Origin of the sequence: Pontibacter sp. SGAir0037 (assembly GCF_005491705.1) — a bacterium.
In the GTDB taxonomy this organism is placed as follows: domain Bacteria; phylum Bacteroidota; class Bacteroidia; order Cytophagales; family Hymenobacteraceae; genus Pontibacter.
This window is the reverse complement of the sequence record NZ_CP028092.1, coordinates 4,227,404-4,253,561: the sequence shown is the minus strand read 5'-3', so window position 1 is coordinate 4,253,561 and position 26,158 is coordinate 4,227,404. Positions and strand designations below refer to the sequence as shown.

25 protein-coding genes and 1 pseudogene are annotated in these 26,158 nt (G+C 43.9%); 10 read left to right on the top strand and 16 right to left on the bottom strand.

All coding sequences use genetic code 11. The annotated features are described in order from the left end of the window. Nucleotides 1-3: 3 nt before the first annotated feature. From ribH to pdhA, 3 genes are all read right to left on the bottom strand, one after another. Nucleotides 4-480, bottom strand: a complete 477-nt coding sequence (ribH, locus tag C1N53_RS17555) for a 6,7-dimethyl-8-ribityllumazine synthase (RefSeq protein ID WP_137760555.1) — start codon at nucleotides 478-480, stop codon at nucleotides 4-6. A 161-nt stretch (nucleotides 481-641) separates the two neighbouring features. Then, nucleotides 642-1,355: a tol-pal system YbgF family protein gene (locus C1N53_RS17550; protein ID WP_137760554.1), complete on the bottom strand. Its 714-nt coding sequence runs from the start codon at nucleotides 1,353-1,355 to the stop codon at nucleotides 642-644. Nucleotides 1,356-1,474: 119 nt separating this feature from the next. After that, nucleotides 1,475-2,521, bottom strand: coding sequence for a pyruvate dehydrogenase (acetyl-transferring) E1 component subunit alpha (gene pdhA / locus C1N53_RS17545; RefSeq protein ID WP_137760553.1), 1,047 nt, complete (start codon nucleotides 2,519-2,521; stop codon nucleotides 1,475-1,477). A 132-nt stretch (nucleotides 2,522-2,653) separates the two neighbouring features. On the opposite strand from pdhA, the gene recF reads away from it, so the two are divergent. From recF to bla, 5 genes are all read left to right on the top strand, one after another. Beyond that, nucleotides 2,654-3,766: a DNA replication/repair protein RecF gene (recF, locus tag C1N53_RS17540; protein WP_137760552.1), complete on the top strand. Its 1,113-nt coding sequence runs from the start codon at nucleotides 2,654-2,656 to the stop codon at nucleotides 3,764-3,766. 55 nt (nucleotides 3,767-3,821) lie between these two features. Beyond that, on the top strand, nucleotides 3,822-4,145 hold the full coding sequence (locus C1N53_RS17535) for a DUF721 domain-containing protein (protein ID WP_137760551.1): 324 nt from the start codon (nucleotides 3,822-3,824) through the stop codon (nucleotides 4,143-4,145). 71 nt (nucleotides 4,146-4,216) lie between these two features. After that, complete coding sequence (locus tag C1N53_RS17530) at nucleotides 4,217-4,783, top strand: acyl-CoA thioesterase (RefSeq protein ID WP_137760550.1); 567 nt, start codon at nucleotides 4,217-4,219, stop codon at nucleotides 4,781-4,783. A 283-nt stretch (nucleotides 4,784-5,066) separates the two neighbouring features. Continuing rightward, entirely contained in the window at nucleotides 5,067-6,446 is a 1,380-nt protein-coding gene (locus tag C1N53_RS17525) for a M20/M25/M40 family metallo-hydrolase (protein WP_137760549.1), read from the top strand. A 14-nt stretch (nucleotides 6,447-6,460) separates the two neighbouring features. Further along, nucleotides 6,461-7,180: a subclass B1 metallo-beta-lactamase gene (gene bla, locus C1N53_RS17520; protein ID WP_137760548.1), complete on the top strand. Its 720-nt coding sequence runs from the start codon at nucleotides 6,461-6,463 to the stop codon at nucleotides 7,178-7,180. A 43-nt stretch (nucleotides 7,181-7,223) separates the two neighbouring features. On the opposite strand, the gene C1N53_RS17515 is transcribed toward bla, so the two are convergent. From C1N53_RS17515 to C1N53_RS17505, 3 genes are all read right to left on the bottom strand, one after another. Then, the gene (locus C1N53_RS17515; protein ID WP_137760547.1) at nucleotides 7,224-7,490 is read right to left on the bottom strand and encodes a hypothetical protein; all 267 of its coding nucleotides are present in this window, start codon (nucleotides 7,488-7,490) and stop codon (nucleotides 7,224-7,226) included. Between the two features lie 156 nt (nucleotides 7,491-7,646). After that, complete coding sequence (locus C1N53_RS17510) at nucleotides 7,647-8,369, bottom strand: head GIN domain-containing protein (RefSeq protein WP_137760546.1); 723 nt, start codon at nucleotides 8,367-8,369, stop codon at nucleotides 7,647-7,649. A 122-nt stretch (nucleotides 8,370-8,491) separates the two neighbouring features. Further along, entirely contained in the window at nucleotides 8,492-8,845 is a 354-nt protein-coding gene (locus C1N53_RS17505) for a magnesium citrate secondary transporter (protein WP_137760545.1), read from the bottom strand. 440 nt (nucleotides 8,846-9,285) lie between these two features. On the opposite strand from C1N53_RS17505, the gene C1N53_RS17500 reads away from it, so the two are divergent. The 4 genes and pseudogenes from C1N53_RS17500 to C1N53_RS17485 form a co-directional block, all read left to right on the top strand. Beyond that, nucleotides 9,286-10,086 carry an N-formylglutamate amidohydrolase gene (locus C1N53_RS17500; protein ID WP_137760544.1) on the top strand — a complete coding sequence of 267 codons (801 nt, stop codon included), beginning with the start codon at nucleotides 9,286-9,288 and terminating at the stop codon, nucleotides 10,084-10,086. Nucleotides 10,087-10,090: 4 nt separating this feature from the next. Beyond that, the gene (locus C1N53_RS17495) at nucleotides 10,091-11,935 is read left to right on the top strand and encodes a flavohemoglobin expression-modulating QEGLA motif protein (protein WP_137760543.1); all 1,845 of its coding nucleotides are present in this window, start codon (nucleotides 10,091-10,093) and stop codon (nucleotides 11,933-11,935) included. 39 nt (nucleotides 11,936-11,974) lie between these two features. Further along, nucleotides 11,975-13,024: a glutathione synthetase gene (locus tag C1N53_RS17490; protein WP_137760542.1), complete on the top strand. Its 1,050-nt coding sequence runs from the start codon at nucleotides 11,975-11,977 to the stop codon at nucleotides 13,022-13,024. Nucleotides 13,025-13,066: 42 nt separating this feature from the next. Then, a pseudogene (locus tag C1N53_RS17485) lies at nucleotides 13,067-13,300 on the top strand (histidine kinase); the annotation flags it as partial. 579 nt (nucleotides 13,301-13,879) lie between these two features. Here the strand turns inward: C1N53_RS17485 and C1N53_RS17480 are convergent. From C1N53_RS17480 to C1N53_RS17460, 5 genes are all read right to left on the bottom strand, one after another. Continuing rightward, complete coding sequence (locus C1N53_RS17480; RefSeq protein WP_137760540.1) at nucleotides 13,880-14,395, bottom strand: hypothetical protein; 516 nt, start codon at nucleotides 14,393-14,395, stop codon at nucleotides 13,880-13,882. Nucleotides 14,396-14,418: 23 nt separating this feature from the next. Continuing rightward, on the bottom strand, nucleotides 14,419-15,237 hold the full coding sequence (locus C1N53_RS17475; protein WP_137760539.1) for an energy transducer TonB: 819 nt from the start codon (nucleotides 15,235-15,237) through the stop codon (nucleotides 14,419-14,421). 164 nt (nucleotides 15,238-15,401) lie between these two features. Continuing rightward, nucleotides 15,402-16,385: a hypothetical protein gene (locus tag C1N53_RS17470; protein WP_137760538.1), complete on the bottom strand. Its 984-nt coding sequence runs from the start codon at nucleotides 16,383-16,385 to the stop codon at nucleotides 15,402-15,404. A 27-nt stretch (nucleotides 16,386-16,412) separates the two neighbouring features. Then, nucleotides 16,413-17,897, bottom strand: a complete 1,485-nt coding sequence (locus C1N53_RS17465) for a DUF2569 family protein (protein WP_137760537.1) — start codon at nucleotides 17,895-17,897, stop codon at nucleotides 16,413-16,415. Then, nucleotides 17,824-18,999, bottom strand: coding sequence for a DUF3857 domain-containing transglutaminase family protein (locus C1N53_RS17460; protein WP_168194058.1), 1,176 nt, complete (start codon nucleotides 18,997-18,999; stop codon nucleotides 17,824-17,826). The genes C1N53_RS17465 and C1N53_RS17460 overlap by 74 nt, the downstream gene beginning before the upstream one ends. 258 nt (nucleotides 19,000-19,257) lie before the next feature. Here C1N53_RS17460 and C1N53_RS17455 point away from each other — a divergent pair, with 258 nt between their 5' ends. Next, a complete protein-coding gene (locus tag C1N53_RS17455; protein ID WP_137760535.1) occupies nucleotides 19,258-21,114 on the top strand; it encodes an ABC transporter ATP-binding protein in 1,857 nt (618 codons plus the stop codon). Nucleotides 21,115-21,271: 157 nt separating this feature from the next. Here the strand turns inward: C1N53_RS17455 and C1N53_RS17450 are convergent, their stop codons facing one another. The 5 genes from C1N53_RS17450 to C1N53_RS17430 all read right to left on the bottom strand — a co-directional run bounded on the left by C1N53_RS17450 (nucleotide 21,272) and on the right by C1N53_RS17430 (nucleotide 26,156). Continuing rightward, nucleotides 21,272-23,056, bottom strand: coding sequence for an SLC13 family permease (locus tag C1N53_RS17450; RefSeq protein WP_137760534.1), 1,785 nt, complete (start codon nucleotides 23,054-23,056; stop codon nucleotides 21,272-21,274). 186 nt (nucleotides 23,057-23,242) lie between these two features. Further along, nucleotides 23,243-23,686 (bottom strand): hypothetical protein, encoded by a 444-nt coding sequence (locus C1N53_RS17445; RefSeq protein ID WP_137760533.1) that lies wholly within the window; start codon nucleotides 23,684-23,686, stop codon nucleotides 23,243-23,245. Nucleotides 23,687-23,875: 189 nt separating this feature from the next. Continuing rightward, a complete protein-coding gene (locus tag C1N53_RS17440) occupies nucleotides 23,876-24,205 on the bottom strand; it encodes a fasciclin domain-containing protein (protein ID WP_168194057.1) in 330 nt (109 codons plus the stop codon). Between the two features lie 252 nt (nucleotides 24,206-24,457). After that, complete coding sequence (locus C1N53_RS17435) at nucleotides 24,458-25,090, bottom strand: rhomboid family intramembrane serine protease (RefSeq protein WP_137760531.1); 633 nt, start codon at nucleotides 25,088-25,090, stop codon at nucleotides 24,458-24,460. A gap of 91 nt (nucleotides 25,091-25,181) precedes the next feature. Beyond that, complete coding sequence (locus C1N53_RS17430; protein WP_137760530.1) at nucleotides 25,182-26,156, bottom strand: polyprenyl synthetase family protein; 975 nt, start codon at nucleotides 26,154-26,156, stop codon at nucleotides 25,182-25,184. Between the last annotated feature and the right edge of the window lie 2 nt (nucleotides 26,157-26,158).

Here is a 26,158-nt window from a genome sequence, read left to right as displayed (position 1 = left end):
GGTTTAAAAGCTAAGCATTCCTATTACAGCCGCTGCCGCTTCTACCCCTTTGTTGCCATGTTTGCCTCCTGCCCTATCCAGCGCCTGCTCCAGGTTATTTGTTGTTACCAGGCCAAATGCAACTGGCTTATTAAACTTAAGAGCTACATTTGTTAACCCATTCGCTACAGCGTGATTAATATAATCGTCGTGTTTAGTGTCGCCTTTAATCACTACTCCTATACAGATAACCGCATCAATTTCGGGCTGAAGCGCCAGAAACTGAGCCCCTAATGTAAGCTCAAAACTACCTGGCACTGTATTCCGAAAGATGTTCTCTTTTTTGATGCCATGCTTTAATAAAGTATCGATAGCACCTGTACAAAGCACATCAGTTATTTCGTTATGCCATTCAGCTACTACTATACCTACCTTTTTATCTGAAACATCAGCAAAGTTAGCTTTATTATAGTCGTTTAAGTTTTTTAATGCTGTAGCCATATGAGTTTGCTATTTCTTTGTAAATATGGTTTTAAATAATTGAACATAAAACATGTCCGATAATGGCCATCCTTGTTCGATAGTGGACACCGATTTAATAAAAAAAAAGCGCTTCTATCTTTCAAGACAGAAGCGCTTTAGCTGGCTAAGCCAGTATATAATTAGTTGGTACCTCCTGCCAGTGATTCGGCACGGGCCTTAAATTTCTTAGCTTCAGCTACTTCAGCCGATGCTGCAAAATCAGTTATAATCTTATTATAGGCATTAACAGCAGCCTGGTAATCGTTTCCAGTTTCGTAAGCGATACCTGCTTTCATCAGGTACTGTGGCGAGAAGAACTGATTTGGGTTATGATTAGCGGCTTTCATGTACTGGTCGCCAGCTTCCTTGGCCTTGCCTTGCTCTAATATAGCATCGCCAACCAAGCTATAGGCACGCGCCTGCATCAGGTAATCATCCGAGCTAAAACTCTCCAGATGATTTTGAGCTTCGGCAAATTTACCTTGCTTTAATAAAGCTACTCCAGCATAAAAGTTGGCTAAGTTGCCTGCATCTGTTCCGCTATAGTCATCCGCAATTTTAAGCAGTCCATCATACTGTCCATCACCATTCAAAGCTTTACCTAAAGAATCGGCTTCGAAGTAGTAAACAGCCTGGAACATAGCCTCCTGCGCCTCCTGGTTGCGTGAGCTACGGTAGTTATAGTATAAGAAAGCACCCACTACGATAGCGGCAATTGCTACAAATATACCAAGCAAGGTAGATTTGTTTCTCTTTACAAAATCTTCAGACTGTGCCAGACGATCTGCCAATACATCTGGATTTTCAACCAGCTCCTCAAACTCGTTGTGCTTCTTCACTGTTTCTTTTACCATTAGTTAATTGAAATAAGAATGCAAAATTAGAAATTAAAAATGATTTGCCCTAATGCTCACAGCAGCAGAACAATAAATTCCTACTTTTTAATTCCTGATTTCTGATTTTCCGAAAAAAATTAGTCCATTATATATGGATAATCTTTCTCTACATAAATATCGGTGTACAGTTCAGAAGCCTCTGGGTACGGAGATTCCTCGGCAAATTGCACCGATTCAGCCACAGCCTCTTTCACTTTATCATCAATTGCATCCAATTCTTCTTCTGTTGCCCAGCCATTGTTTAAGATAGTAGCTCTTACAGATTCAATTACATCGCGGCCTTTGTAATCTTCCAGTTCTTCTTTGGTTCTGTATTTAGCAGGATCAGACATAGAGTGGCCTTTGTAGCGGTATGTTCTGAATTCTAGCAAAGTTGGGCCTTCGCCGGCGCGGGCACGCTCAGCAGCCTCGGCAACGGCATTGTGTACCGCCTCAACACTCATTCCGTCTACAGGGAAAGAAGGCATGCTAAAGGCAGATCCCAGTTGGTATAGTTCTGTTACGTTAGAAGTACGGGATACCGAAGTACCCATCGCGTAACCGTTGTTTTCAATTACAAATATTACTGGCAGTTTCCAGGTCATGGCCATGTTCAGTGCCTCATGAAAAGCTCCCTGGCGCACAGCACCATCGCCCATATAGCAGATGCACAGCTTGCCCGTTTTGTTATACTTTTCAGCAAAAGCAAGACCTGCACCAAGTGGCACCTGTCCGCCTACAATACCGTGCCCGCCTACAAAGCCTACTTCTTTATCAAAGATATGCATCGAACCACCTTTACCTTTAGAACAGCCTGTTGCTTTTGCAAACAACTCCGCCATTACTGCATTCGGGCTGGTACCCAATGCCAGCGGGTGAGCGTGGTCGCGGTAAGCTGTAATCCACTTGTCGCCTTTTTCAAGCGCTGATACGGCTCCTGCCACACAAGCTTCTTGTCCTATGTATAAGTGGCAAAAACCCTTTATTTTTTGCTGACCATATAGCTGGCCTGCTTTTTCCTCAAAACGGCGCATGAGCTTCATTTGCTCAAACCACGTCATGTAAGTCTCTTTTGAAAATGTTGCTTCAGCCTGTACCTTTGCTTTCGCCGACTTCGCTTTTGCCTTTTCTTTCGTATCAGCCATGGGTATATAAATATCGTTTTTTAGATAACCGTTTTAAAATTCCAGCGAAAATATGCCAGAAATGGTAGTAAAACAAACTACGAACGGTTTAGCTTGCGAATTTAAGGAAAAAGATATCAAAGTAGAAACTAAATGCTCCTCGAAAATATAAGTCTCCTGTATTTCAAGAACTACGACGAAGCTAGTATTAGTTTCTCGCCTCATATCAATTGTTTTATAGGCGACAACGGAAGCGGCAAGACCAATCTGCTCGATGCCATCCACTATCTATCCATGACCAAGAGCGCCTTTAACAGTTCTGATGCCCAGAATATAAAACAGGGAGAAGACTATTTTATGGTGCGCGGGCTTTTTAAAATTGAGGAGGAGAAACATAATGTACTTTGTAGCCTGAAGCAGGGGCAGAAGAAAACGGTTACACACAACAAGGTGGTGTATGAGAAGATGAGCGACCACATCGGCCGTTTTCCGGTTGTACTGGTTTCACCTTACGATACCGACCTGATCCGGGAAGGCAGCGAAGAACGCCGCAAATACTTTGACAGCCTGATTTCGCAGCTGCACCACACTTACCTGGAGCAACTTATTCAATATAATTACCTGCTCAAGCAGCGCAACTCTTTGCTCAAGCAGTTTGCCGAACGCCATTATTTTGACCGTGATTACCTGCATATTTTAAACGAGCAACTGGTGCCATTCGGGGAGCAGCTGGCACAGGCGCGGCAATCTTTCCTGGAAAATTTTGTATCCATATTCCAGAAGCATTACCGCCACATTTCCGACAGCAACGAGCATGTTTCGCTTACCTATAAAAGCCAGCTGCCAGGCGCCAATTTTGCCCAGCAGCTCCTGCAAAACGAGCGCAAAGACCTGGCCCTGCAGCGCACTACTGTTGGCCCGCACAAAGATGACTTTGTTTTCCTGATGGACGACCTGCCTGTAAAGAACTTCGGTTCGCAGGGGCAGCAAAAAAGCTTTGTTATTGCGCTTAAACTGGCTCATTTCGAGGTCATAGCAACCCAACAGCAGCACAAGCCCCTGCTCCTGCTCGACGATATTTTTGACCGCCTGGATGAAAAACGGATTACAAAGCTCATGCAGATGGTAGCCGACCATACCTTCGGCCAGATTTTCCTGACCGATACCCACCTGGACAGAACAGATAAAATACTACAAAATCTGTCCGACCAAATCCGTAGATTTGAAGTAAAGCAGGGGGAAGTGAGGGAGATTGGGAAAGGGTAATAAACTCCATTTCTAATTTCTAATTTCTAATTTCTAATTTCTAATTTATTTCACGGTGCGCTACTACAAGAAAAAAGAGGAGATTGACAGGCGTAAAGCTGATATACAGCCTGTGGGAGAAAGCATAAAGGCGCTGCTAAAGGCTTATCGCATACAAGGCAAGCTGAACGAGGTGGACCTGGTACAACGCTGGGAGTCTATTATGGGCAAACCCATTGCCATGAAAACGAAGGAACTTTACTTTAAAGATCATAAATTGTTTGTGCGCCTCACTTCGGCCCCACTTAAACACGAGCTGAACATGTCGAAAACGAAGGTTGCCGACCTACTGAACAAAGCCATGGGTGAAGAAGTGGTAAAAGAAGTCGTATTCTTGTAGGCAGGTCCTTTCTGCGCTGGTGATTTAGCTATTTTTTTGTATACTGCGATAAACTGACTGTACCAGACGCTATGTATACACCAGCCTTTCGCCCTGTTTCCTATTCCCGCACCACCCTAACCGAACTCATGATTCCGAGTTACGCCAACTTTGGAGGCAAGATTCATGGAGGCATTCTGCTTTCGCTCATGGATAAGGCAGCCTATGCCTGTTCTGCCAAACATGCGGGTAATTACTGTGTAACTGTAACCGTAGAGGGTGTACATTTTCTGCAGCCTGTGGAGGTGGGGGAACTCGTTTCCCTTATGGCTTCTGTAAATTATGTAGGCAACACCTCCTTAATGGTAGGTATAAAAGTGATTGCTGAAAACGTAAAAACAGGTTTAGTAAAGCACACCAACACCTCCTACTTTACCATGGTAGCCAAAGGCGAAGACGATAAACCTACCAAGGTGCCAGGGCTTATACTCGAAAGCCGCGATGATGCCCGTCGGTTTCTGGAAGCCATCAGGAGAAGAGACCTTTCACAGCGCTATCAGTCTGAGCTAAAAGCAGCTAAAAGCGACATTAGTGTAGAAGAAGAACTACATAAACTGGAAGGCCAACGCTGCCAACTTTCTTTCCAATCAGAACTATAAACAAAATACGGGATGTATCACCAATGATCAAAGCATGCTAAGTAAAGGGACACAAGTATCACGACACAAGACACACGACTTTTTACAGGATACGGCACTCACGTTATATTGCACAGCACGACATGCTCCTTTTGTATTAAATTATTTTGTCTCCTTACTTATCCAAAATTAAGTCCTGAAATGCATCAGCTAACGCAGCAGAAAATTCTTCAGAACGCTAATTAAACCGAATAACTTTCTAACTATCTAACTTTTCACTTTCTAACTCTACTACACCTGACATATGACTAAGAACAGCTACTTATTTCGCCTGCTGGCAGTACTACTGCTCATAGGCCTGTACTTTACAAACAATACTACTACAGCTCAAACCATCTCCCGCCAGGATAATGAAACAAAGAAAATGGTGGATGAGATATCGGCGCAAAACCTGAAGGCGCTGGTAGAGAAAATGGTAACATTTGAAACCCGCCATACCCTGAGCACCACTACCGATAAAAAACGTGGTATAGGAGCCGCACGTGAATGGGTAAAATCTGAGTTTGAGAAATATGCACAGGCTTCCGGCGGACGTATGACCGTGGAGATGGATCGCTTTGTAGTAAAAGCCGATGGCCGGCGCGTGCCACAGGATACTGAAATGGCCAATGTAATTGCCACTCTGAAAGGCTCTGACCCAAACGATGACCGTGTGATTATTGTAGGCGGCCACCTCGACTCACGCGCCACCGATGTGATGGATGCAAAAAGCAAAGCTCCTGGTGCCAACGATGATGCCTCCGGTGTGGCTATTGTCATGGAGATGGCCCGCATTATGGCTTCCCGCAACTTTCCGGCTACACTTAAGTTTGTTGCTTTCCAGGGCGAAGAACAAGGCTTATACGGTTCCTCTCATTTAGCTGAAAGAGCAAAAGCAGAAGGCTGGAACCTGATAGCCATGCTGAATAACGATATTGTAGGCAACTCTTATTCTTCCGAGATGGGCATACACGACAATTCCCGCGTTCGGGTTTTTAGCGAAGCAACTCCCTCTGCCGAAACAGAACAACAAGCCCGCCTGCGCAGAACCTTAGGCGCTGAAAACGACGGTGACAGCCGCCAACTTGCCCGCTACATGAAAATGGCTGGCGAAAAGTATGTAGACCAGATTGAGGTAATATTAGGTTACCGTGCCGACCGCTTCCTGCGTGGTGGCGACCATACTCCTTTTAATAACCAGGGCTATGCGGCAGTACGCATGAGCGAGATGAACGAAGACTTCGACCACCAGCACCAGAACGTGCGCAAAGAGAATGGTGTACAGTATGGCGACCTGGTAGAATTTATGGACTTTGAGTACCTGCGCAAAAATACTGGTGTTAACCTGGCCACTATGGCATCGCTGGCACTGGCTCCTTACGCCCCGGAAAAAGTAGCCGTAGTTACCTCCGGCTTAACCAATAAAACAGAACTGAAGTGGGAAGCTCCGGCTAAAGGCAAAAAGCCTGCGGGCTATGTCGTACTGATGCGTGAAACATCCAGCCCTACCTGGGAGCGCAGTTTCTTTGTGACAGGCACTACCACCACACTTACTTACTCGAAAGACAACTATTATTTTGCCGTACAGGCTGCCGATGCCAATGGTAATGCCAGCTTACCTGTATTGCCTGTTCCGGCCCGATAGAAAAACCTGATACGATGCTTCAATTACTGGTTGCTTTTTTGGCAATAGGCTTTTTACCGATACAGCTTGTTTTAGCGCAAGAGGCGGAGGTTCAAAAAATAGCGCCTCAGGTATACAGGCATACCTCCTATGGGATGTACGGCAACAGCAAGGTACCTGCCAACGGTTTGCTCATAGATACTTCGGACGGAGTTGTGATAATAGATACTGCCTGGGATAATGAACAGACGCTGCAGTTATTAAGCTGGGTTAAGAATAACCTGAAAAAGCCTGTCAAGATGTGCATTGTGACACATGCGCATGAAGATCGTTTAGGCGGTGTAGAGGTACTACATCAAAATAACGTTATTGTTTTTAGCACCGCACAAACAGCACAGATTGCACTGGAGCAACATAACCTTAAAATAGACTCTACCTTGCCTTTAACTTTGGTAAACATTGGGCAGCAACAGCTGGAGGTTTTTTATCCTGGAGCAGGCCATGCTCCCGATAATATTGTGGTGTACCTGCCAGAACAAAAGCTCCTGTTTGGCGGCTGCTTTGTAAAAGATGCCACAGCCCCCAATCTGGGTAATTTAGCCGATGCCGATGTAAACAATTGGGCAGGCGCCATTGAAAAGGTGCAGCAAAAGTTTCCGAAGGCAAAAACAGTTATTCCGGGACACGGGGCCATAGGAAATTCTAAATTGCTGCAACACACTAAAAAGCTCGTGCTGGAACAGCAACAAAAATAGAACAAGGGCCGGTAATAACTTACCGGCCCTTGTTTATATAGCTTTAGTCACGATTAACCAGCTTGTTAAAGTTGCCGTTTGGGTCGTGCAGCAGGGCCAGTTTACTGTTATCGAATTCTTTAAAGAATTCTTCCCAACTCACTTCCTCAAAGCTATCGTTGCTGTCGCTTTTCTTTGGGAAATGAATGCGCAACACCCCTTCTCCGTTACCGTCGTTTTCTGTTCCTTTTATGATGCTGGGTACGCCACCATGCTTCTCGGCCCACTCCTGAATCTCTTTATGGTTGGTTGTTTTCTTGCTTTCGCTCATAGTTTTACGTTCGCTTTAGGTTAATAACTCTATAGGCTATACGACCTGCAGCAGCAAAAGATAAATGCCATCCACCTATAAAAAGAGCAACCCAGCAGGTTGCTCTTTTCTATATTCATTTAAAGGTTGTGCTTTGTAATTCGAATGCTATGGTAATTATAAGCTTGAAATCTTTGTTCCACCTGAAACATCAGAAGTAATGCTTGGTTTGCCTTTGTAGGCGATATTAGAGGCACCGGAAGCATTGATGTCGAGCTTTTCAGTAGCGTTTACTCTTATTTTGCTGGCTCCGCTGGCTGTTACCTTCACCACTTTAGATTCTAGTTCTTCAGCACTTACATTAGAGGCACCAGACATACTCCAGCTTACTTCGCTTGCTCTTCCTGAAAGCTCTACTTTGCTGGCGCCACTCATATCAGCATTCAGCCTGTCTGCATCCAGAGCCAACTTTACCTTAGAAGCTCCACTCATATCAAATTTCATTGCCTTTGTTTTGAAGGTAGAGTTACCTGTTACTTTTACTCCTCCACTAATATCAATACTGTTCAGCTCTCTTATGGTAATGTAGGCTTTCATACCTTTATTGGTGCTGATGCTGCCTTCATTATAGATGTGCAGTACGCCTCCTTTTACTTCTGTAACAATATTTCCTAACAAGTTTTCTTCGGCCTCTATACGCAAAGATTCGCTGTTGCCCTGGGTTATCTCAACGGCAAAACCGCCGCTCACATTTATACCTTTAAAGCCAGAAACATTTCGATTCTGCGCCTGGATGTTGCCATTCCCTCTTAAGCTCTGCGCGAAAGCAGGTACGTTTAACAGCAAAAAAGCGAATGCTAAAACAAAAGCAGTGGCAGGGTAAGATTTCATGATTTTCATAGAGATTATTTTTAAAGTTTAGATTCGGGTTGTAAAGCAGTAGTACCAGCGCTATGTTCTTATCTGCTTTTGATTAATAGATGCAACAAAAATGGAATGGTTGCTTGAGGCCGCAAAAATATTTATGGCAAAGGCTTATTAATACTAAAATGAAAAAGGACAGCCCCGATAGCGTAGGCAGCCATATCCCAGGCATCAGCCGTGTGGCGTTGTGAAAAAAGCGGGAAAAGCCATTCAAAAAAGATACTGAAAAGCACAACAGCTGCCAGTGTATAGTGCCAGGGTAGCACAAATCGGTTATCGCTAAAGTATAGCCGCTCTGCCGTTAAAATAATTGTTAGCACAATGGGCATGCTTAGCAGATCGTCGAGGTAACTGAACAGGTATTCTATATAAATATGAGCTAGCTCCAGCACTTGGTTTATACAGAAAAGAATAAGGCAGATAAGAAAGACGGGATGCCGTAGCGTGCGCATTTATACAGCTACTAAACCTATTGCCAGAACTATAAGTCCCAGTATAGCCAAAAAAATCTCTGCTGCATTCATTTTCGGTATTTTCCACTTCTTACTCTGAGGCTTCGGCAGAAAGTTGCCACAGGCAGGGCAACGCCTTTGCGGTGTAGTTTCTGTACCACAATGCGGGCAAATTACTGTTTCTCTGGTGGAGGCGTCTTCGTAAGGCACTTCTATCGGTTTCGTTTAAGTTCTTTTCTTTTAGCTTTTACCCCTAATGCAGCCTGTATGTTACTTAAAGGTATACAGTAACCTCCCCCGCCTCCTGCCCTTCAGCAGCGTTAAAGGTAAAGGTATTAAAGAATCTCAAATTTCTACTTTAAATATAGCCTTGTTAGCTTATATAAAACCTTCACTTGCCGCCAAAGGTAAAATCATGTACCAATCATCACACATAAAACATGAAAGAAGAGCACCCCTTTTACAAAATTACTTATGGCAGCAGCCCGCTTATTGCCACTGCCATTCACGACGGACACGCAGTACGGGATAATATAAGCCATCTTTTTGCCTTAGATGCGGCAGAACGTTTGCGCGAAGAAGATCCATTTACCGCTTTTTGGGTTTCAGTAGCCGATAACCAGATTATAGGTTTAAACTCGCGCTTCGAGCTGGACCTGAACCGTTCCCGCGACAAGGCCATATACCGAAAACCAGAGGATGCCTGGGGGCTAACCGTCTGGCAAAGCGGCTTGCCCGATGAACTGGCAGCAGAGTCTTTGGCCCGGTACGATCAGTTTTACACTGCTGTAAAAGAGCGGCTAGACCAGGTAGTAGCGCAGCATGGCAGTTTTATAGTATACGACCTGCATACCTATAACCACAAACGTGATGGAGCAAACGGCCCTACGGCAGATCCGGAGCAAAACCCGGAGGTTAACATCGGCACAGGCAACATGAACCGTGCGCTATGGGCGCCTGTAGTTGATGCGTTTATTACCTCACTGCAAACCTACAACTATATGGGTCGGCAACTGGATGTGCGGGAGAATGTAAAATTTAAAGGTGGGCATTTTATGCGCTGGATTCACGATACGTACCCCGACAAAGCCTGTGTGCTATCTATTGAGTTCAAAAAATTTTTTATGGACGAATGGTCAGGCGAAGCAGATCAGCACCAGTTAAAGGAAGTTAAGCAGGCGCTTCAGCATACTGTACAGCCTGTGCTACAGGCACGCGAACAGGTACGCCAAAGCATCTAGTACTATGATAGAAACCATATCCGATAAGCTCATTAAAAGTATAGTCCAGACGCTGCATAACGGCAAGAAAGTGCGCCGAAGGCTCCCGGAAGGTGGCTTGGTTTACATAGACAGGCCACTTCCATTCCTGCTTATATTCCGACACCCGGCAGGTCAGCCCGACTTTGCCACCGCCGATTTTGTAAAAGCAGAGGCCTCTTATATTATTGCCAGAGAAGAGCAGTCGCCGGAACTTGCGGTATTAGTGCGGGAAATAGCCAGGGTTATGTCGGCTGCTTTCGGAGCCTTTATGATCATAGAAGTGTTGGCCGCCACTGCCTCTTCGGCAGAAACGCCTCTTTTTAAGGTACTGGGGCCTGAACTGGCTTTACCAGCCACTACACGGGTGCTGGTAAAAGAACTGGAGGCCATTACGTTAAAAGATATACCGGTTTCTGTAGCAACCGCCTCTAACCAGGCTTTGCTGGAAACTCCTACGCGGCTTCTGACAGAAGAAGAGTTAAAACAGCTTAGTTGCCTGATGCTGGGGCTGGAGCTAAAACCGATTTATCAGCAGAAATCAGGTAAGATTTACCCACTTCTGCTTCGGAAGATGCGTGCCAGTATAGCAAACGCTATAAAAAAAGCTGTGTTTGATTTTGTGAAGGTACAGACAACGCATCGGCCGGTACATTTTCAGGCACTGGGCAGGCATAGTGTGGTACCAGCTGTGTGGCGAATCGATAAACAGCTAACTTCTATCTCAGATCAGTTTCAGTTTCTGCTACTGGTTACACCCGTTAATGCGCAGGAAGCATGGGAGGAGTTCTGCGAAAACAAGTTTTCCAAAGCACCTGTCTTTCATTACCGTCTCACGCCTGTAGATGCAGATTTGCTTAAACGCAAGCTCTACAACATTAAAATAGAAAAAGTAGAAGACCCAACGCTGGCATACCTGTTCCGCGACAAACGCCACGAGCTCGATAAAATGCTTTCGATGCTGGCCGATCGAAACACGCCCAATTTTATGTACAGCAGCCTGCAGTTGTTTGGTGGTGTAGATGAGCAACTGCTGAAAATTGCAGAAGGTATACTGGCAGCTATACCCGAACCTATGCGCGAAGAAGATGCTCCGCTTATGCCTGTGCCTGAGTTTGCAGCAATGGCTGAGCGTGAAATAGCTTTTCTTAAAAGTCAGTTTGCAGGCGTGAATTCCGGTGTAGACGTTAGAAAGGATGTGGTCGGCCTGCTGGTTTCAAAAGGCAGGCTGAACATTGGCACAGATGCTAAAATTCCACGATCCAGAGCAGAGGCTTTGATACAGCACGAAGTTGGCACCCATATTCTTACCTATTACAACGGCAAGGCGCAGCCCCTGAAGCAGCTATACGTGGGGGTGCCGGGCTACGAAGAGTTGCAGGAAGGCCTGGCCGTGCTAAGTGAATACCTGGTTGGCGGCCTCGACCAGGACCGTATGCGCCTGCTGGCTGCACGTGTGGTTGCTGTCTATCATCTTATTAACGGCTGCAGCTTTACCGATAATTTTTCCAGGCTTAAAGAACAGTATCGTTTCGATGATGAAACTGCTTTTGATATTACTATGCGCGTGCACCGCGGAGGGGGCCTTACCAAAGATGCTGTATACCTGCGGGGATTGGTGCGCCTGCTGGAATACCTGAAAAAAGGTAATGAACTGGAGTCGCTGCTGATCGGCAAAATACGGCAGGATTATATTCCTATCGTGCAGGAATTAATCTATAGAAAAGTACTGCGCCCTATTCCCATAAAACCCCGCTATCTGTCAGATCCCGCTACTCAGCCTAAACTGGAACAACTTAAAAGCGGAATATCAGTATTTAACCTACTGTAAGAATAAATACTGAACATCTCAAGTAAAGATACTATTCCCATGACTATCGGATTTGTCGTGAACGACGTTAAAACAGAAGGACCAGGTTATGCAACTATTTTTCTGGCGCAGCGCATGCACAACCAGGGGCACTCGGTGTTCCTGATGGGTGTGGGCGACCTGGCTTATTATCCGGATGGTTTTATGGGAGCTACTGCAGTACAGGCAGATCCTAACCATAAGTACAAATCCTGCACTACTTACCTTGAGGCCATCCAAAGCGACAAAGCGCATAAAGTGCGTATTACGGCTCCTGATCTGGATGTGCTGATGCTTCGTAACGACCCTTCTGCTGAAGGCGAAGGCCGTGGCTGGGCACAGAACGCTGGCATTATCTTCGGGCAGCTGGCTTTACGGCATGGCGTTATTGTATTAAATGACCCTACCTCCCTCTCCGACGCTGTTAATAAAATGTACTTCCAGCACTTCCCGGAGGCTGTTCGTCCGCGCACTCTTATTACCCGCGACAAGAATGAGATTAAAGAGTTTTTCCGGGAGCAAAACAGCAATATAATTCTTAAACCACTGCAGGGTTCAGGAGGATCAGGCGTGTTTATCGTAAAAAAAGATGATGCCACCAACCTGAATCAGATAGTAGAGGCAATCAGCCGCGATGGTTATGTGATAGCGCAGGAATATTTGCCGCAGGCATCCGAAGGCGATGTGCGCCTGTTTGTAGTAAACGGAGAAGCGCTGCAGTACAAAGGTAAATACTGTGCGATGCGCCGTGTAAACAGCAAAGACGACATTCGGAGCAACATGCATGCAGGAGGCAGTGCTCAGGCAGTAAAAGTAGACCAAACTATGCTGGACCTGGTAGAACTGGTGCGCCCGAAGCTTATACAGGACGGTATGTTTATGGTAGGCCTCGATATAGTTGGCAATAAACTGATGGAAATTAATGTATTCAGCCCGGGCGGGCTTCCTGATATCAGTGAAATGGAAGGTGTAGACTTCTCTGCACCCATTATTGAAGCCCTGGAACGTAAAGTACACTATAAAAAAACGTATGGAGTACAGGTTGATAATAAAACCGTTGCCATGATTTAGACTCTATTGCCATTCATCCTGCTGTAAAACCGCTTATCCTTTTTCGCTCGGCAACAGGATCAGCGAAAAGTGCCCTACATGATTACACACCTTTCTGAACTGCTACGCTACTGCCTGCAGTGCGCCAACCAGGAGCGGATGCCATTGCATAGAGAATTAGAGGTAGTGCAAACCTACCTTACCCTGGAATCAGTGCAACTAGAAGAGCGGCTACATTATGAGCTGCACATAAGCTTCAAAGCCCTGAATGTAGAAATCCCTCCGATGGTGCTGTAGTTGCTGGTAGAAAACGCCATTTAAACATGGTAATTCCAGATTAGCACGTCAGAGCTTCGTCGCCTATTGCAGAACTACACCAAAGTATATGTAACAAGCGAAGCACTGAATGCCGATGCAATCTTTTAATAAAGAGCTTATTTACAGGATTTTATATTGGGAAAAGAAAAAACGTACACATCCACGAAAATATTTTTTCGATTTTCCTTTACAATAGGAAATTAAACGTGTACTTTTGCACCCGGTTACAGAGAGACGTACTATTGGAAAGCTAAATATAAGTAGGCTTTTCGTAATAGCAAAAAACTTAAGGCTATTTTGTTAAAAAAGTTTAAAATACCCTATCCTCTCTTACAAAATTTATAATAGACATTATGCCGCTTCTGCGGCTTTGAAGATAAGGTTAGTTAAAGTTTAGATTAGTTTGTTTTAAGGTGAGAGAAGGCTCCAATCATTTTGATGGGGCCTTTCTCATTTCTATACTTTCGCTTTTCCTTTCTGAAAAGATGTGGTAGCCTTGTCTGGTAGCTCCAGTATATTTATAAATACCAGTTACAACTATAACTGGTGCAGTGTCAGTTAATTTTTCAGATATTTCGCAGGGAGCTTCTGCTGCTCTGTTTCAGGAGTAAAGAGTAAGCTGGCAATCCACCATCGGCCTTTGTCGTAAACAAGCTGGTAAGTATTTACACCCCTGGCTTCTACTTTCCCGTCTTTGGTGTAACGAGTATCATAAGTTTGAAAAGCCGTCGCCAGGTTACCAAACCGTTCGATGCGCAATGCCAGCTGGAGCTCAAAAAAACCATTCTGCTCATAAAAAGGTCCGTTGCGATCGGCAAACTGCTCTACAGTTGTAATACGCACAAAACTGCTGTCACCGCGATAGAAAACGCCACCTAATTGTGCATCAGGCAGAAAAAGTGCTTTGAACTGTTCCATATCCCGCTTCTGCCCTTTCGGACCGGAAATAATACGTAAGCCAGCCGCTGTAATGGCTTCAATGGAAGCTACATCCTGCGCCGAAACTTTTGCCTGGGCAAAAGAGGTAAAGTCAAAGAAAAAGGCAATAAGGCAGGTAAGCAAGTATTTTTTCATGAGATTAGGTTTAGGGAGAGCTTTTATCTAATTGTAAATCTTATGGGTAAAGTATACACGGTAGGTACAATTTCTCCTTCCTCTGTTCCTGGCTTCCAGTTTGGCATAGCTTGAACCACTCTAAGCGCCTCTGCGTCCAAATCTGGATGGACTTTCTTTTCAAATTTAATTCCTTCTATTGTACCGTCCTTTCCAACCGTGAAAGATAAAATTACTATTCCAGAAACTTTTGCCGGTCTGGCACTTTTTGGATACTTGACATTAGTTGATAAAAATTTCAGAAGTTTTGTTTCACCTCCGGGAAATTCAGGTAGCTCACTGGCAGGAACATAAGGAATAATACCGCCTTCCCTGGAGTAAACCTCCCCTTTTACCATTTTACCAGCCTTGTACACCTCCAGCCGTCGTACCTTTCCGTCATTATAATAGCCTTTCAGCGCATCTTGCAAGTTACCTTTTACATAGAACTCTTCGTACTGCACCTGTCCATTTTCATGCCAGGTAGTTCGCTTCCCTTCCAGTTCGTTGCCAATATAAATTGCTTCGCTTGCCAACTGGCCATTAAGATGCCAATACCTGTACACGCCATTCCTTAGATACTTTCCTTCTTTGGCCCCGGCAAAATTTTGGTAATGCTTTTCACTGGTTAATGTATCTCCCATTGTATAGCTCCTTTCAATGGTAGAGCCATCACGCTGCAGGGTTGTTATGGTATAAGAATTTGCATCAGCTTTATTGTTGGTTTTCTTATGAGACTTATCATAATACTGTACTGCCTGTTCTTGAGCCATGGAGAGTAATGCAATCATAAAAAATAACACCACCATTATAAAACCTTTCATACTACCTGCTATTTGTTTGCAATTGTTCGCATACAAAATTACATCTAAACGTGTTCAGAAAGAACCAGTACCTACAAAGAAAATGCTCCTTAACTCTTGTTGTAGCAATAAACTACAGCCAATGTCAAGGAGCATCATATAAAAGCTAGTTCAGTAGTTAAGAGCTACTTTACCTCTTCCGGATCATAATAAGCAAAGGCGGTTTTTATAAAAGGAGTATCCTTTTCCTGATTAACAATATAAGTTTCCATCACATCTAAACGGCTTGAAGACTGATCGTAGTGATAGACTTCGCGCAGATAAGGATTATCGCTTCTGAAAATGGTTCTTTCTTTTACCTTTCCCTCTTCGTTATAACTTATAAGGATTTTTTCAGCATAAGAATCAGTATTATATCCTTCATGATAGTGCTGAAGTTGTATTTCTGCTACACTCCCATCAGGATTGTATATAAACTGAACTTGCTTTACAGGCAAACCCTGCTTCGTTAGCTGCCGATGTGTAATTTTACCATCAACTTCTCTGCTCTTCCAGTTCTTGTTGTCTTCATACATCAAGTGCTGCAGCGAATAATTTTTAATGAAATTGGTATAATGCTGCATGCCAAGCGGGTTGAGCTCCTCTTTCTCCTCAACTCCTCCACCATAAGTTAGCTTTAAGTGCAGTGCCGGCTCAAAGCTACTCGTCTCCTGGTTGTAGAAATGTATTTCCTGTTCTTTAGGAATCTGAGTCAGATCTATGTTTTTCCGATATTTAATGGCAATGCCATGCAGCTCCGGGTAATTATCAGTAGAAATATTTCGGCTGTTATACGTCCAATTCGAGGTGTTAGACTTGTAGTTTTTGTCCATCACCAGAATAGCATCGGCTCCAAATTTCTGTGCGCTTAGCTGCAGGTGCTTAATCAGGCTTCCATAGCTAGTGTCTTCAGGCCCTCTTGCCTCTATGGCGGCAATTTTAATGTATTCCTCTTCAGGCGTTTCCCCTTTAAAAAACAGCTCAACATCCTTCTTATGAGGCGGCAACATCAGACTTGTTAGGCGTGCATTCGGTGTTCTATAAGGATCTGTAGTATAAATCTGATCGGTACAGGACTGCAGGCTCAGCAGCAAAGCCATAGCTGCCAGCATTTTTGTAGTAATGTTCATAGCTCAAAAGGGATTAAGGTGAATTATCTAAATACCTGTTCCTGTTAGAGCCCGCTCTTCTAGTAAAACCTCATCCGGTTCGGCAGGGTTAAGTTGTACTACAAAAGTTTCCTTAACACGTGTCGACACATTAAAATATGGTACCCAGATGGCTGCTACAATAAAAGCACTTGCAATAGAAGCCAAACTGTTTTCTGCACCGGATGAAAGCTCCAGGACCTCTAACGCCACATAATCAGCTATCAAAAACAAAAGATTACTGATATACAAGACAACCATCAGCCTTGGAACACTGCTGCGCTTTTGCAGGAACAGTATTGCAACAAGCAAAGAGTATACCAAAAACCCGATATTGATGATAAGTTCTCCTAACATGGCGCCTGCCAATGCCGGATTAAACGTAGATAAAGCAGGCGAAAGCAGGTTCACCCATACCGTCTGGTTAAAGTATCCATTGGAACCAATAAGAATCAACGTTCTGAATGGCGTTGAAATGATACCAAGCAAAGGTAATATTAGCCAGCCACCTACGGCTATTCCGTCTCCTGCTATGTAACCGGGAGCAGGAAGCGGATCATAATGATATAGTTTATATGCACCTAGTGCCGCTGCCCCTGCTACCAGTAAACCGAAGAGTAATATCCACCAGCTAAACTCAAAGTCTGCTCCACCGGCACCTGCCATAGCTTTATCGTAGGTAAGGCTATAGCCCAGGTCATCCAGCATCAGTTTCTGGTTCTTTTTAAAAGAAGCCATATCTTCCGGCATAACATGATCATGCAGTGTGGTGTAGGTATAGTTAAGAGTAGCGAGGTTGGATCTGCTGTCGTAAGCAATATGGCTTGCGTACATAAAATTTTTATCTGATACTTCTTTTGTGACCTCTTTCAATGGCCAGTATTCAGGCAGGTACAGTAGCACCTCATGCTCTACGTCTAACGGATAGCCCAGATCCATGGGGGTAGTCCGCTTACTGGTTCTGGGTTGCTTTATATAATCGCGTAGAATCTGTGGGTAAAAAGAGGCCTGCAGTATATTTTCGTTATCTTCCTGTGCTTCCCAAAGGTTTTCTATCGTATATTCTTCCAGTGTTGTAAACTTGTTTTCGGATTCAAAATCCAGAAATTCAAAATCGCGCGCCACTTCTATTTCCGGAAATGTTGCCGCATAAAAGTTCAGGTAAGATTTTTCTATATCTTTTAAACTGCTGGTTGAGAAATAGCTTCTTTGGTTGTCGGCCTCAGAACCATAGTATTCGGTTTTAACTTCCAGCTTAACCGGGCCGCCTACATTATCGAATAAAAACGTTTCCTGAACTTTAATTTTGGCAGTGAGTGGTGACGGAGAAACTATTTTGGTTAATCCTTTACTGGCAGGATCTATCACCAAGGCCTGCTGGTAATCAGGTAAAAATATTTTATCATAAGCTCCTCGCTGTTTAACTGATCGTAGGGTCGTACCAATATTTCTTCCCCCAAAAATCAACCTGCACAATGCAGTGATTAAAAGCATACGGAGAAGGCAACACCTCTGCCACCTGCCCTCGCGAGGTAGTGTTTACAAGAGCCGGAGAAGCTTTTATGCCCATTTGCCGCAGCATTGTAACCAACAGCAGCGATTTATCTTTGCAATCGCCGAAGCGCTCTTTAAATACCACGGAAGGAGAACGTGGTTTAAAACCTCCTATGCCTGCTTCCATGCCTAAATAGCGCACATCGTCCTGCACAAAACGCAAGGTTGCCTTTAGTCTGTCTTCGTCGGTTTTATAGTCGGTTAAAATACTGTCTACCTGTGCCTGCAAACCTTTCGCTAATTTTTCATTAAGCTCATAAAGTGGTAGTGCCCATTCAACCACTTCCTGCCATGAGTTAAATTCTGACAGATAAACTCCCGGATAGGGGTCGTACCAGGCAGGAATATCATTATCAGTAGCATTAGCGGTAACATTTTTTACATGCCAGGTATAAGAAGTTTTTCCGTTGATGGTAGCAATAGCCTGCTTCTGCTTTGTTTTGTATAGCTTATAATTGATCTTACGCTCCTGCGGCGACACCACATAATAATGCAGTTCATCTACCGGATCGTAAAACTGCAGGTTAAAACCACGAAAGAACTTACCTTCGAAAACCGGATTGCCTCCTTTTACAGAACAGGCATATTCAATTACATCTCCTACTCTTATATCATCCAGAATAAGCACTGAGGTTAGGCTTTCATCATAAATACGCTGCTCCATTCCCTGCTCCCGCTGTATAGTTTTCACCTTTTTTAGGTCCAGCTTGTTAATGGCGGCACCATTACGCCATACCACCACTTTATGCAGCGCGAGCCTTTCGTAGGCCGGGTCAAAAGATATCTTTAGTTCCGAGTTGTTTTGTACGCCTTCTTCTGATACTATTTTATATACGTTATGGTAATATACTTCCTGCTGTGCTACCTCCCATTGCGTAGAGCGCAGCAAAAAATGATACCCATCGTTTACCTCCTTGGGATTAACATTGCTCTGCGTGCTCACAGGTAGTTGCTTCACCCAACCGGGTGCAGGTGTTACTGATACATTTTTTGGTGCTGCTACTGTTGCCTGCCACACCAAGGCCATTAACAGAAGGCTCAAACAAATAAAATTTCTTTTGTAAAGAGGAACCATACTACCCTATGTTATAAGTCTTTTAAAGATAGTATTTGTTCTTTAAATCTTATTATAGATATATCGTATTTTAAAGATTATTTTATATACAGTAAAAAGATAGGCACTGGTGCTACCTTTTAGAGGAATTAGCTGTTAGTTTAGTAGGAGCAGTAATGCTCTTTTAACGGCACCAGTTACTCCTGCCGATTGTAGCAGGCGCTGGTTTAGGAAAACAAGACATAAATGAGTAATTCTAATAAAGGGCAAAGAGCCGCCTCACAACAGGCTGAGGAAGGCAAAAAAAGTCTGAAAGAACAGATGGGAGCTTTAAAGAACCTTCCAAAGTTCTTTGGGCTTATCTGGGAAACCAGCAAATCTATGACTGTAGCAAATCTTTTGCTACGGCTTATAAAAGCAGCACTACCACTGGCGATGCTATATGTGGGCAAACTTATTATAGATGAGGTAATCCGGTTAATTGATGTTACAGGCGAACGTAGCCTGAGCTACCTGTGGTTGTTAGTGGCAACCGAATTAGGCTTGGCTATAGTGTCTGATCTGATAAACAGGGGAATTACGCTGCTCGACAGTTTGCTGGGCGACCTTTTCTCTAACAGAACTTCTGTTACTCTAATTGAACACGCTGCCACGCTGGATCTGGCGCAGTTCGAAGATGCCACCTTCTACGACAAGCTGGAGCGGGCCAGGAGGCAGACGGTTACCCGGGTCGTGCTGATGTCGCAAGTGCTATCGCAGTTGCAGGATATGGTAACCATTGGGTTTCTGGCTGTAGGTCTGATCGCTTTCAATCCCTGGCTTATACTTATACTGCTCATAGCTGTTATTCCCTCGTTTTTGGGCGAGTCGCATTTCAATGAACGTACCTACTCCCTCTCCCGCAGCTGGACGCCAGAACGTCGCGAACTGGACTACCTGCGCTATATTGGAGCCAGCGACGAAACAGCAAAAGAAATAAAGACTTTTAACCTATCAGGCTTTCTTGCGGGCAGGTTTAAGCAGCTTTCAGACAGGTACTACGAGTTAAATAAAGGCTTAATTGTGAAGCGGGCTGTCTGGGGAAGCTTACTTTCTGCTCTTGGCACACTTGCTTACTACGGAGCTTATATTTTTATCCTTTTTCAGACGGTAGCAGGTCTTATTACAGTCGGTACATTAACCTTCCTGGCCGGCTCCTTCAACAACATGCGCGGCTTGCTGCAAGGCATTATGACACGCTTCTCGCAAATTGCTGAAAGCGCTCTTTACCTGCAGGATTTGTTTGATTTCCTGGAGCTAAAGCCTCAGATAACACCTCCGGCCAATCCACGACCCATACCCCGCCCTATACAAGAAGGCTTTACCTTCGAAAACGTGGGCTTTAAATATCACAACAGCGAAAGATGGGCTGTCCGGCACCTCTCCTTTCACCTGAATGCCGGAGAAAAACTAGCGTTGGTAGGCGAAAACGGTGCAGGAAAAACAACGTTGGTAAAGCTGCTGGCACGGCTGTACGAACCAACAGAAGGAAGAATTTTACTTGATGGCGTAGACCTGCGGGACTACGACCTGAACGACCTGCGCCACCAGGTTGGCATTATATTCCAGGATTATGTGCGTTTCCAGATGTCGGCTTCTGATAACATTGCCATTGGCCAGATCAGCAACATAAGCGACAAAGAGCGTATTCAAACTTCAGCTGTAAAGAGCCTGGCTGACACAGTTATACAAAAACTCCCTGACAGGTATGAGCAGGTACTGGGAAAACGCTTTGCCAAAGGTGTGGAACTATCAGGGGGTGAATGGCAGAAAGTAGCTCTTGCCCGTGCTTATATGCGCGAGGCCCAACTGCTTATTTTAGATGAACCAACCTCTGCTTTGGATGCCCGTGCCGAGCATGAAGTGTTTCTGCGCTTCTCTGAGCTGATAACTGGTAAAACAGCAGTACTTATCTCCCACCGCTTCTCTACGGTGCGTATGGCCGACCGTATCCTGTTTCTGGAGCAAGGACAGTTAAAAGAACTTGGCTCGCACGAAGAACTACTGGCACAAAACGGTAAATACGCCGAACTCTTTCAGCTGCAGGCAAGGGGATATTTGTGAGTTAGAGAGGTAAAACGTTAGAAACAAGTGACATTTTTAAGGTAAAGCTCAAAAAAGTAACAGCTTACAGATATCAGGCAGAACCTGATATCTGTATTACCCTCTTTAAATTTTCTTCCCGCTTTCACTCAACAGCTTTCCCCGTGGAACATCAGGTTTATTCGAATGGGAAGAACCATGGCAGGATAATAGATGCCAGGAGCCAGAGCAACAGGTTAAGCGGCGTGCCTACTTTCAGATAATCTGAGAATCTATAGTTGCCGGGGCCATAGATCATGGTATTGGTTTGGTAGCCCATTGGCGTCATAAAACTAAGCGATGCAGCATAGGTTACGGCCATTAGAAAAGGCTTTGGGCTAAGCCCCAGATCTTTTGCAGCCACAATTGCAATGGGAGCCAGTAAAGCAGCTGTAGCGTTGTTCGACATAAAGTTAGTGAACACAAAGGTGATGAAGAAAAAAACAGACAGCAGCACGCGCGGCCCATATTCGCCTATAACATCAATTAACAAACCCGAAAGCAAACTGGCTGCACCTGTTTTTTCTAAAGCGGCTCCCATCGAAAGCACACCTGCCAGCATAAAAATCACTTTCCAGTCTATAAACTTGTACACCTCCGTTACCTCTATACAGCGAAACAGCACCAGTAACAGCACCCCCACCAACGAACTGATCACAATAGGTGCCAACCCAATTGCAGCAGACATTACTATACCTGCACTGATAATCATGACAGGTATAATTTTCGTGTAGTCATACGCACTACGCTCCCTTTCTGATATTAACAGAATATCTTCGTTGTACCTTAGCTTCTCTGCCTGCTCCTTGTCTGCAGATATCAGTAAAACATCCCCAGAAGATAACTTAACATGGGTGAGCTTTTCGTGCAAAATCTCGTCGCGATGCCTGATGGCCAATACAGTAGCGCCATGATTGTAAGTTCTGAAGTCCAGCTCTTTCAGCGATTTACCCTGCATGTAAGAAGAAGGCGTTACAATGGCTTCGTATAGTTTTGTATTGTTTCCTCTTAAGTCCTTATCCTGAAACTTTCTCTCCGACTTCAGTTCAATACCTTTTTCCTCTTTTAACTTTTTAAGCTTCTCCACATCGCAGCGCACTTTAAGTATATCGTTTGCACGTAGCATAGTATATGGTGTAGCTTTTAGCTTAAACTTTTTGTCACGTGTTATCTGCAAAACATCAATGTCAAGGTTCTGTATCAGACCGGAGCTTTGCAATGGCATACCAACAGATGGGGAGTCAGGCAAGAGAATGATTTCGGTAAGATAATCTCCCATCCCGAAATCTTCTGTCAGGTCTTGAGTATGCTTCCGGTTAGGCAGTAAATGCCTTCCGATGAAAAACATATATAAAATACCAGCTGCTAAAAAGAAAATGCCGGCTGGGGTAAAATCGAACATCCTTAGCGGCTCCACTCCCTGGGCCTCTGCAATACCACTTACAAGTATATTGGTAGAAGTACCGATAAGCGTACATACTCCTCCCATCAAAGATCCAAAAGAAAGAGGCATCAGCAGTTTGGCAGGGCTAATTTTGGTATCGCGGCACACCTGTATGAGCACAGGCATTAACAGCGCAACCACAGCCGTATCGTTTATAAAGGCTGACAAACCTCCTGAGACAAGCATAACTGCCAATAAGCAAAGAAGATAGTTTTTACGACCAATCCTGGTTAACAGCGTACCAACGCTACTTAAAGCCCCTGATTTAAAAATTGAGGCGCTTACTATAAACATAGCTCCAACAGTAATTGTAGCGGGATTACTGAAGCCCGCCAGGCCTTCTGCTGGTGTAAGTATACCAGTTACCAGAAACAAAGCCATAACAATAATAGCGACAGTGTCTATAGGCAAGCGCTCACTAATAAACAGCACTATAGCAACAGCTATAATTATCAATACTAAACCAATCTCAAAGGTCATAGACTTAGAAGCTACAAATTGTATAGTTTAAATAAATATAATTAAATTCTATATTTATATCCTGCTGAAGGGGCCTGAGCAGAGTAAACGATAGCTATAACTTCTTTTTAGCTCTTACGGTTACGAGTACTTATTGAGAAGTGAGTAATGAATGCTGTAAAATACCAGATAGTATAGATAAGCAGGCTAATTAGTTGAAGCAGCTATCTGATTAAGCCATTTATCTGCCTCCTGAGTACTGGTGAAATTTTTCACTTTTAATCCAGAAGCGTCCAGAATAGAGTTTGTTTGGAGATTGGCAATTTTATCTTCTGGCACTACATGCGCCACATGAAGCGCACCTGCCTCAGATACCAACCGATGTGCTTTTTCATGCAGCGAATTCAGCTCTTGCGGATGAGTGATCATCTTTTGTAAATCAGTGAGCACAGTAAAATTGGGTTTTACAAGTGCCAGCGCCTTGCCTAAGTCTTCCAAGTATTCTGGAACAGCTTCTAAATTCTTCCAGAAACCTATTATCTTCAGGTAAATTCTATTGGTAATACCGTCATACCTCAACTCATAGCAGGAGTTGCCAGCTACTTTAACAGTAGATTTTTCTGAAGTGGTATTTTGATCGATATTATCCATAGGCTGCACTAGTTTACGTATAAATACTCGTTTTGCCTTATATTATAATAAGTTTTTGTTTAAGATTTTAAGTATTATTACACGTATTAAACAGGCTGAAATAGAATCGTTTATTCAATTATAAAACAATAATTTACTGATGCCTAAGCGTTACGCTCAAGCAGACACATTCGCAGAAATGTTAAATTACTATAGAGCAATTCTGTTTCCCAGACTTACTACACTGCCGTTTCCTAAGCTTACGCCACTGTTTTGCAGTTTTACGCCATTCATTAGCGTATAATCTTTCTTCCTGCAAATCCGGATATTACTTCCTGCCAATGTCTCAACAGTAGCACCGTCTTTAAAGTCTTTTTCCAGATATTTCCCTTTCAGTATATGGTTTGCCAGTATAAGGCGCAGCCGTTCAGGAGACTCCGACTTTATCTCCTGAAGTTTATCTTCGGGAGGAGCCAGTAAAGTATAATCAGTATTGTTGGAAAGAACAGGTATCAACCCGGCCGTAGTAAGCAGATCCATTAACAGTGGCCTTTCCTGCATTAGATGCTCTACAATTGTTTCACCAGTATTTGCGGGTCTTGCAGAAATTGCCTGCGATTGCACTTGTTCCGCTATACATATCCAAAATGCAATTATAAAGAAAGCTTGTATAAATTTCCCATTTCCATTAACCATACGCTTAAATCGTTACACAGTATATTTATACGTGTATAACTAAAAAACAGCTGTAAGGTAAGGTTTCAGGAAGATTAAAAAAGTACAATAAGAGCTTTAGTCAAATAACCTCCAGGTACTAATTTGATCGAAAAAGCTGAAGATTGCCTCAGGTACCAGCACCATACTTAATACAAAGCCGTATACTGCTCCATAAAAATGGGCATCGTGGTTTATATTATCGCCCATGCGTTTGCCTTGGAAATAAGAGTACATGAGGTATAAAACACCGAATATAAAGCCGGGAATACATAACATGGCAAACAGACAGATATCTGAGGTTGGGTAAAATAGAATACTAGAAAATACAATAGAAGCTACTCCACCGGAAGCTCCCAAAGCACGATACCCCGGATCGTTACGATGTTTAAAATAAGTAGGTATATCAGAAACTATAATACCACCCAGGTACACAAGCAGATACAACAGAATTCCTGTTACCAATCCATAATTTCCTACCAGCGTCCACTCAACTACATCTCCAAAAAAATAGAGCGTAAACATGTTAAAGAACAGGTGCATCAGGTCAGCGTGCAGAAAACCTGATGTTATAAAACGGTACCAGGAATTATCGCGCTGCACGGCATAAGGATAAAAAATCCATTTCTGCATCACATCCACATTTTGCCAGGTATACCAGGTAAGGGCGACAGTAATAATAATCAGAATAAGGGTAACGTTTAGATCCATCGAATTAGGGATGATGAATTAGAAATATAGTAATAATAACAGGAATACCAGGTACCTGAGCCTTATACAGCAGATTAAATTCTCGGGCACCTTAACTGTCGCGCTCCATCAGTTGCATAGCAATAGTACGGATAGCAGCTTTTCTACTTTCAGGTACCTGTACGGCATCCAAATGTTGCAAAGCCTCCTGAAAATAAGACTCTATTACCTGCTCTGTCTGCTGGCGTATATTCAATTTATTATATATAGCTGTTACTACAGCTACTTTTTCATCGGCCAGCGAAGCGTCTGTTTTATCACGCCAACTGATTATCCTTTGCTTCTGCTCTTCACTAGCCTGCTCAAGCGCCGTCAGCATCAGGAACGTTTTTTTATCTGACAGGATATCTCCTCCTACCTGCTTGCCAAACTTTTGTTGATCACCATATACATCCAGCAGATCGTCGCGCAACTGGAAAGCAATTCCTACACTGTCGCCAAACGCTTTCAAATGTGCTGCATCTGCATCTGGAGCATTTTGCAGCACAGCCCCAAGTTCTAAGCTAAACCCTAAAAGAACGGCTGTCTTTAAGGTGATCATAGAAATGTACTCGTCTATACTTACCTGCTCCCGCTGCTCAAAGTTCATATCCAGCTGCTGCCCTTCGCATACCTTAGCCGCCGTATCGCTGAACAGTTCCAACACTTTAGCCAGTTTGTCCGGTTCAACTCCTAAAAACAATTGGTAAGCCCGCACCAACATCACATCTCCGCTTAAAATGGCAATATTGGCATTCCATTTTTCATGCACCGTTTGCTTACCCCGACGCAGTGGCGCTTTGTCCATAATGTCGTCGTGCATGAGCGTGAAGTTGTGGAAAACCTCTATACCTGCAGCAGGCAACAAAACGCTTTCCACATCATCATGATATAGTTTTGCAGCCAAAAGAGCCATTAAAGGCCTTATCCGTTTACCACCTAACGACATAATATAGCGTATCGGCTCGTATAGTTCCACTGGGTTTTCACCATAGCGGAGGGTGGATAAAGTATAATTTATCTTTTCAGAAAGGGTGCTGATATCCACAG

Excerpts from the sequence above, each read along its gene's own strand:
- C1N53_RS17475 (WP_137760539.1), bottom strand. The coding sequence starts at position 15,237 with ATGAAAGGTTTTATAATGGTGGTGTTATTTTTTATGATTGCATTACTC.
- C1N53_RS17500 (WP_137760544.1), top strand. The coding sequence starts at position 9,286 with ATGAAAGAAGAGCACCCCTTTTACAAAATTACTTATGGCAGCAGCCCG.
- C1N53_RS17435 (WP_137760531.1), bottom strand. The coding sequence starts at position 25,090 with ATGGATCTAAACGTTACCCTTATTCTGATTATTATTACTGTCGCCCTT.
- bla (WP_137760548.1), top strand. The coding sequence starts at position 6,461 with ATGCTTCAATTACTGGTTGCTTTTTTGGCAATAGGCTTTTTACCGATA.
- C1N53_RS17495 (WP_137760543.1), top strand. The coding sequence starts at position 10,091 with ATGATAGAAACCATATCCGATAAGCTCATTAAAAGTATAGTCCAGACG.
- ribH (WP_137760555.1), bottom strand. The coding sequence starts at position 480 with ATGGCTACAGCATTAAAAAACTTAAACGACTATAATAAAGCTAACTTT.
- C1N53_RS17505 (WP_137760545.1), bottom strand. The coding sequence starts at position 8,845 with ATGCGCACGCTACGGCATCCCGTCTTTCTTATCTGCCTTATTCTTTTC.
- C1N53_RS17470 (WP_137760538.1), bottom strand. The coding sequence starts at position 16,385 with ATGAACATTACTACAAAAATGCTGGCAGCTATGGCTTTGCTGCTGAGC.
- recF (WP_137760552.1), top strand. The coding sequence starts at position 2,654 with ATGCTCCTCGAAAATATAAGTCTCCTGTATTTCAAGAACTACGACGAA.
- C1N53_RS17440 (WP_168194057.1), bottom strand. The coding sequence starts at position 24,205 with ATGGATCTGCTTACTACGGCCGGGTTGATACCTGTTCTTTCCAACAAT.
- C1N53_RS17510 (WP_137760546.1), bottom strand. The coding sequence starts at position 8,369 with ATGAAAATCATGAAATCTTACCCTGCCACTGCTTTTGTTTTAGCATTC.
- C1N53_RS17445 (WP_137760533.1), bottom strand. The coding sequence starts at position 23,686 with ATGGATAATATCGATCAAAATACCACTTCAGAAAAATCTACTGTTAAA.
- C1N53_RS17515 (WP_137760547.1), bottom strand. The coding sequence starts at position 7,490 with ATGAGCGAAAGCAAGAAAACAACCAACCATAAAGAGATTCAGGAGTGG.
- C1N53_RS17525 (WP_137760549.1), top strand. The coding sequence starts at position 5,067 with ATGACTAAGAACAGCTACTTATTTCGCCTGCTGGCAGTACTACTGCTC.
- C1N53_RS17480 (WP_137760540.1), bottom strand. The coding sequence starts at position 14,395 with ATGAAAAAATACTTGCTTACCTGCCTTATTGCCTTTTTCTTTGACTTT.
- C1N53_RS17550 (WP_137760554.1), bottom strand. The coding sequence starts at position 1,355 with ATGGTAAAAGAAACAGTGAAGAAGCACAACGAGTTTGAGGAGCTGGTT.
- C1N53_RS17450 (WP_137760534.1), bottom strand. The coding sequence starts at position 23,056 with ATGACCTTTGAGATTGGTTTAGTATTGATAATTATAGCTGTTGCTATA.
- pdhA (WP_137760553.1), bottom strand. The coding sequence starts at position 2,521 with ATGGCTGATACGAAAGAAAAGGCAAAAGCGAAGTCGGCGAAAGCAAAG.
- C1N53_RS17530 (WP_137760550.1), top strand. The coding sequence starts at position 4,217 with ATGTATACACCAGCCTTTCGCCCTGTTTCCTATTCCCGCACCACCCTA.
- C1N53_RS17490 (WP_137760542.1), top strand. The coding sequence starts at position 11,975 with ATGACTATCGGATTTGTCGTGAACGACGTTAAAACAGAAGGACCAGGT.
- C1N53_RS17465 (WP_137760537.1), bottom strand. The coding sequence starts at position 17,897 with ATGCTTTTAATCACTGCATTGTGCAGGTTGATTTTTGGGGGAAGAAAT.
- C1N53_RS17455 (WP_137760535.1), top strand. The coding sequence starts at position 19,258 with ATGAGTAATTCTAATAAAGGGCAAAGAGCCGCCTCACAACAGGCTGAG.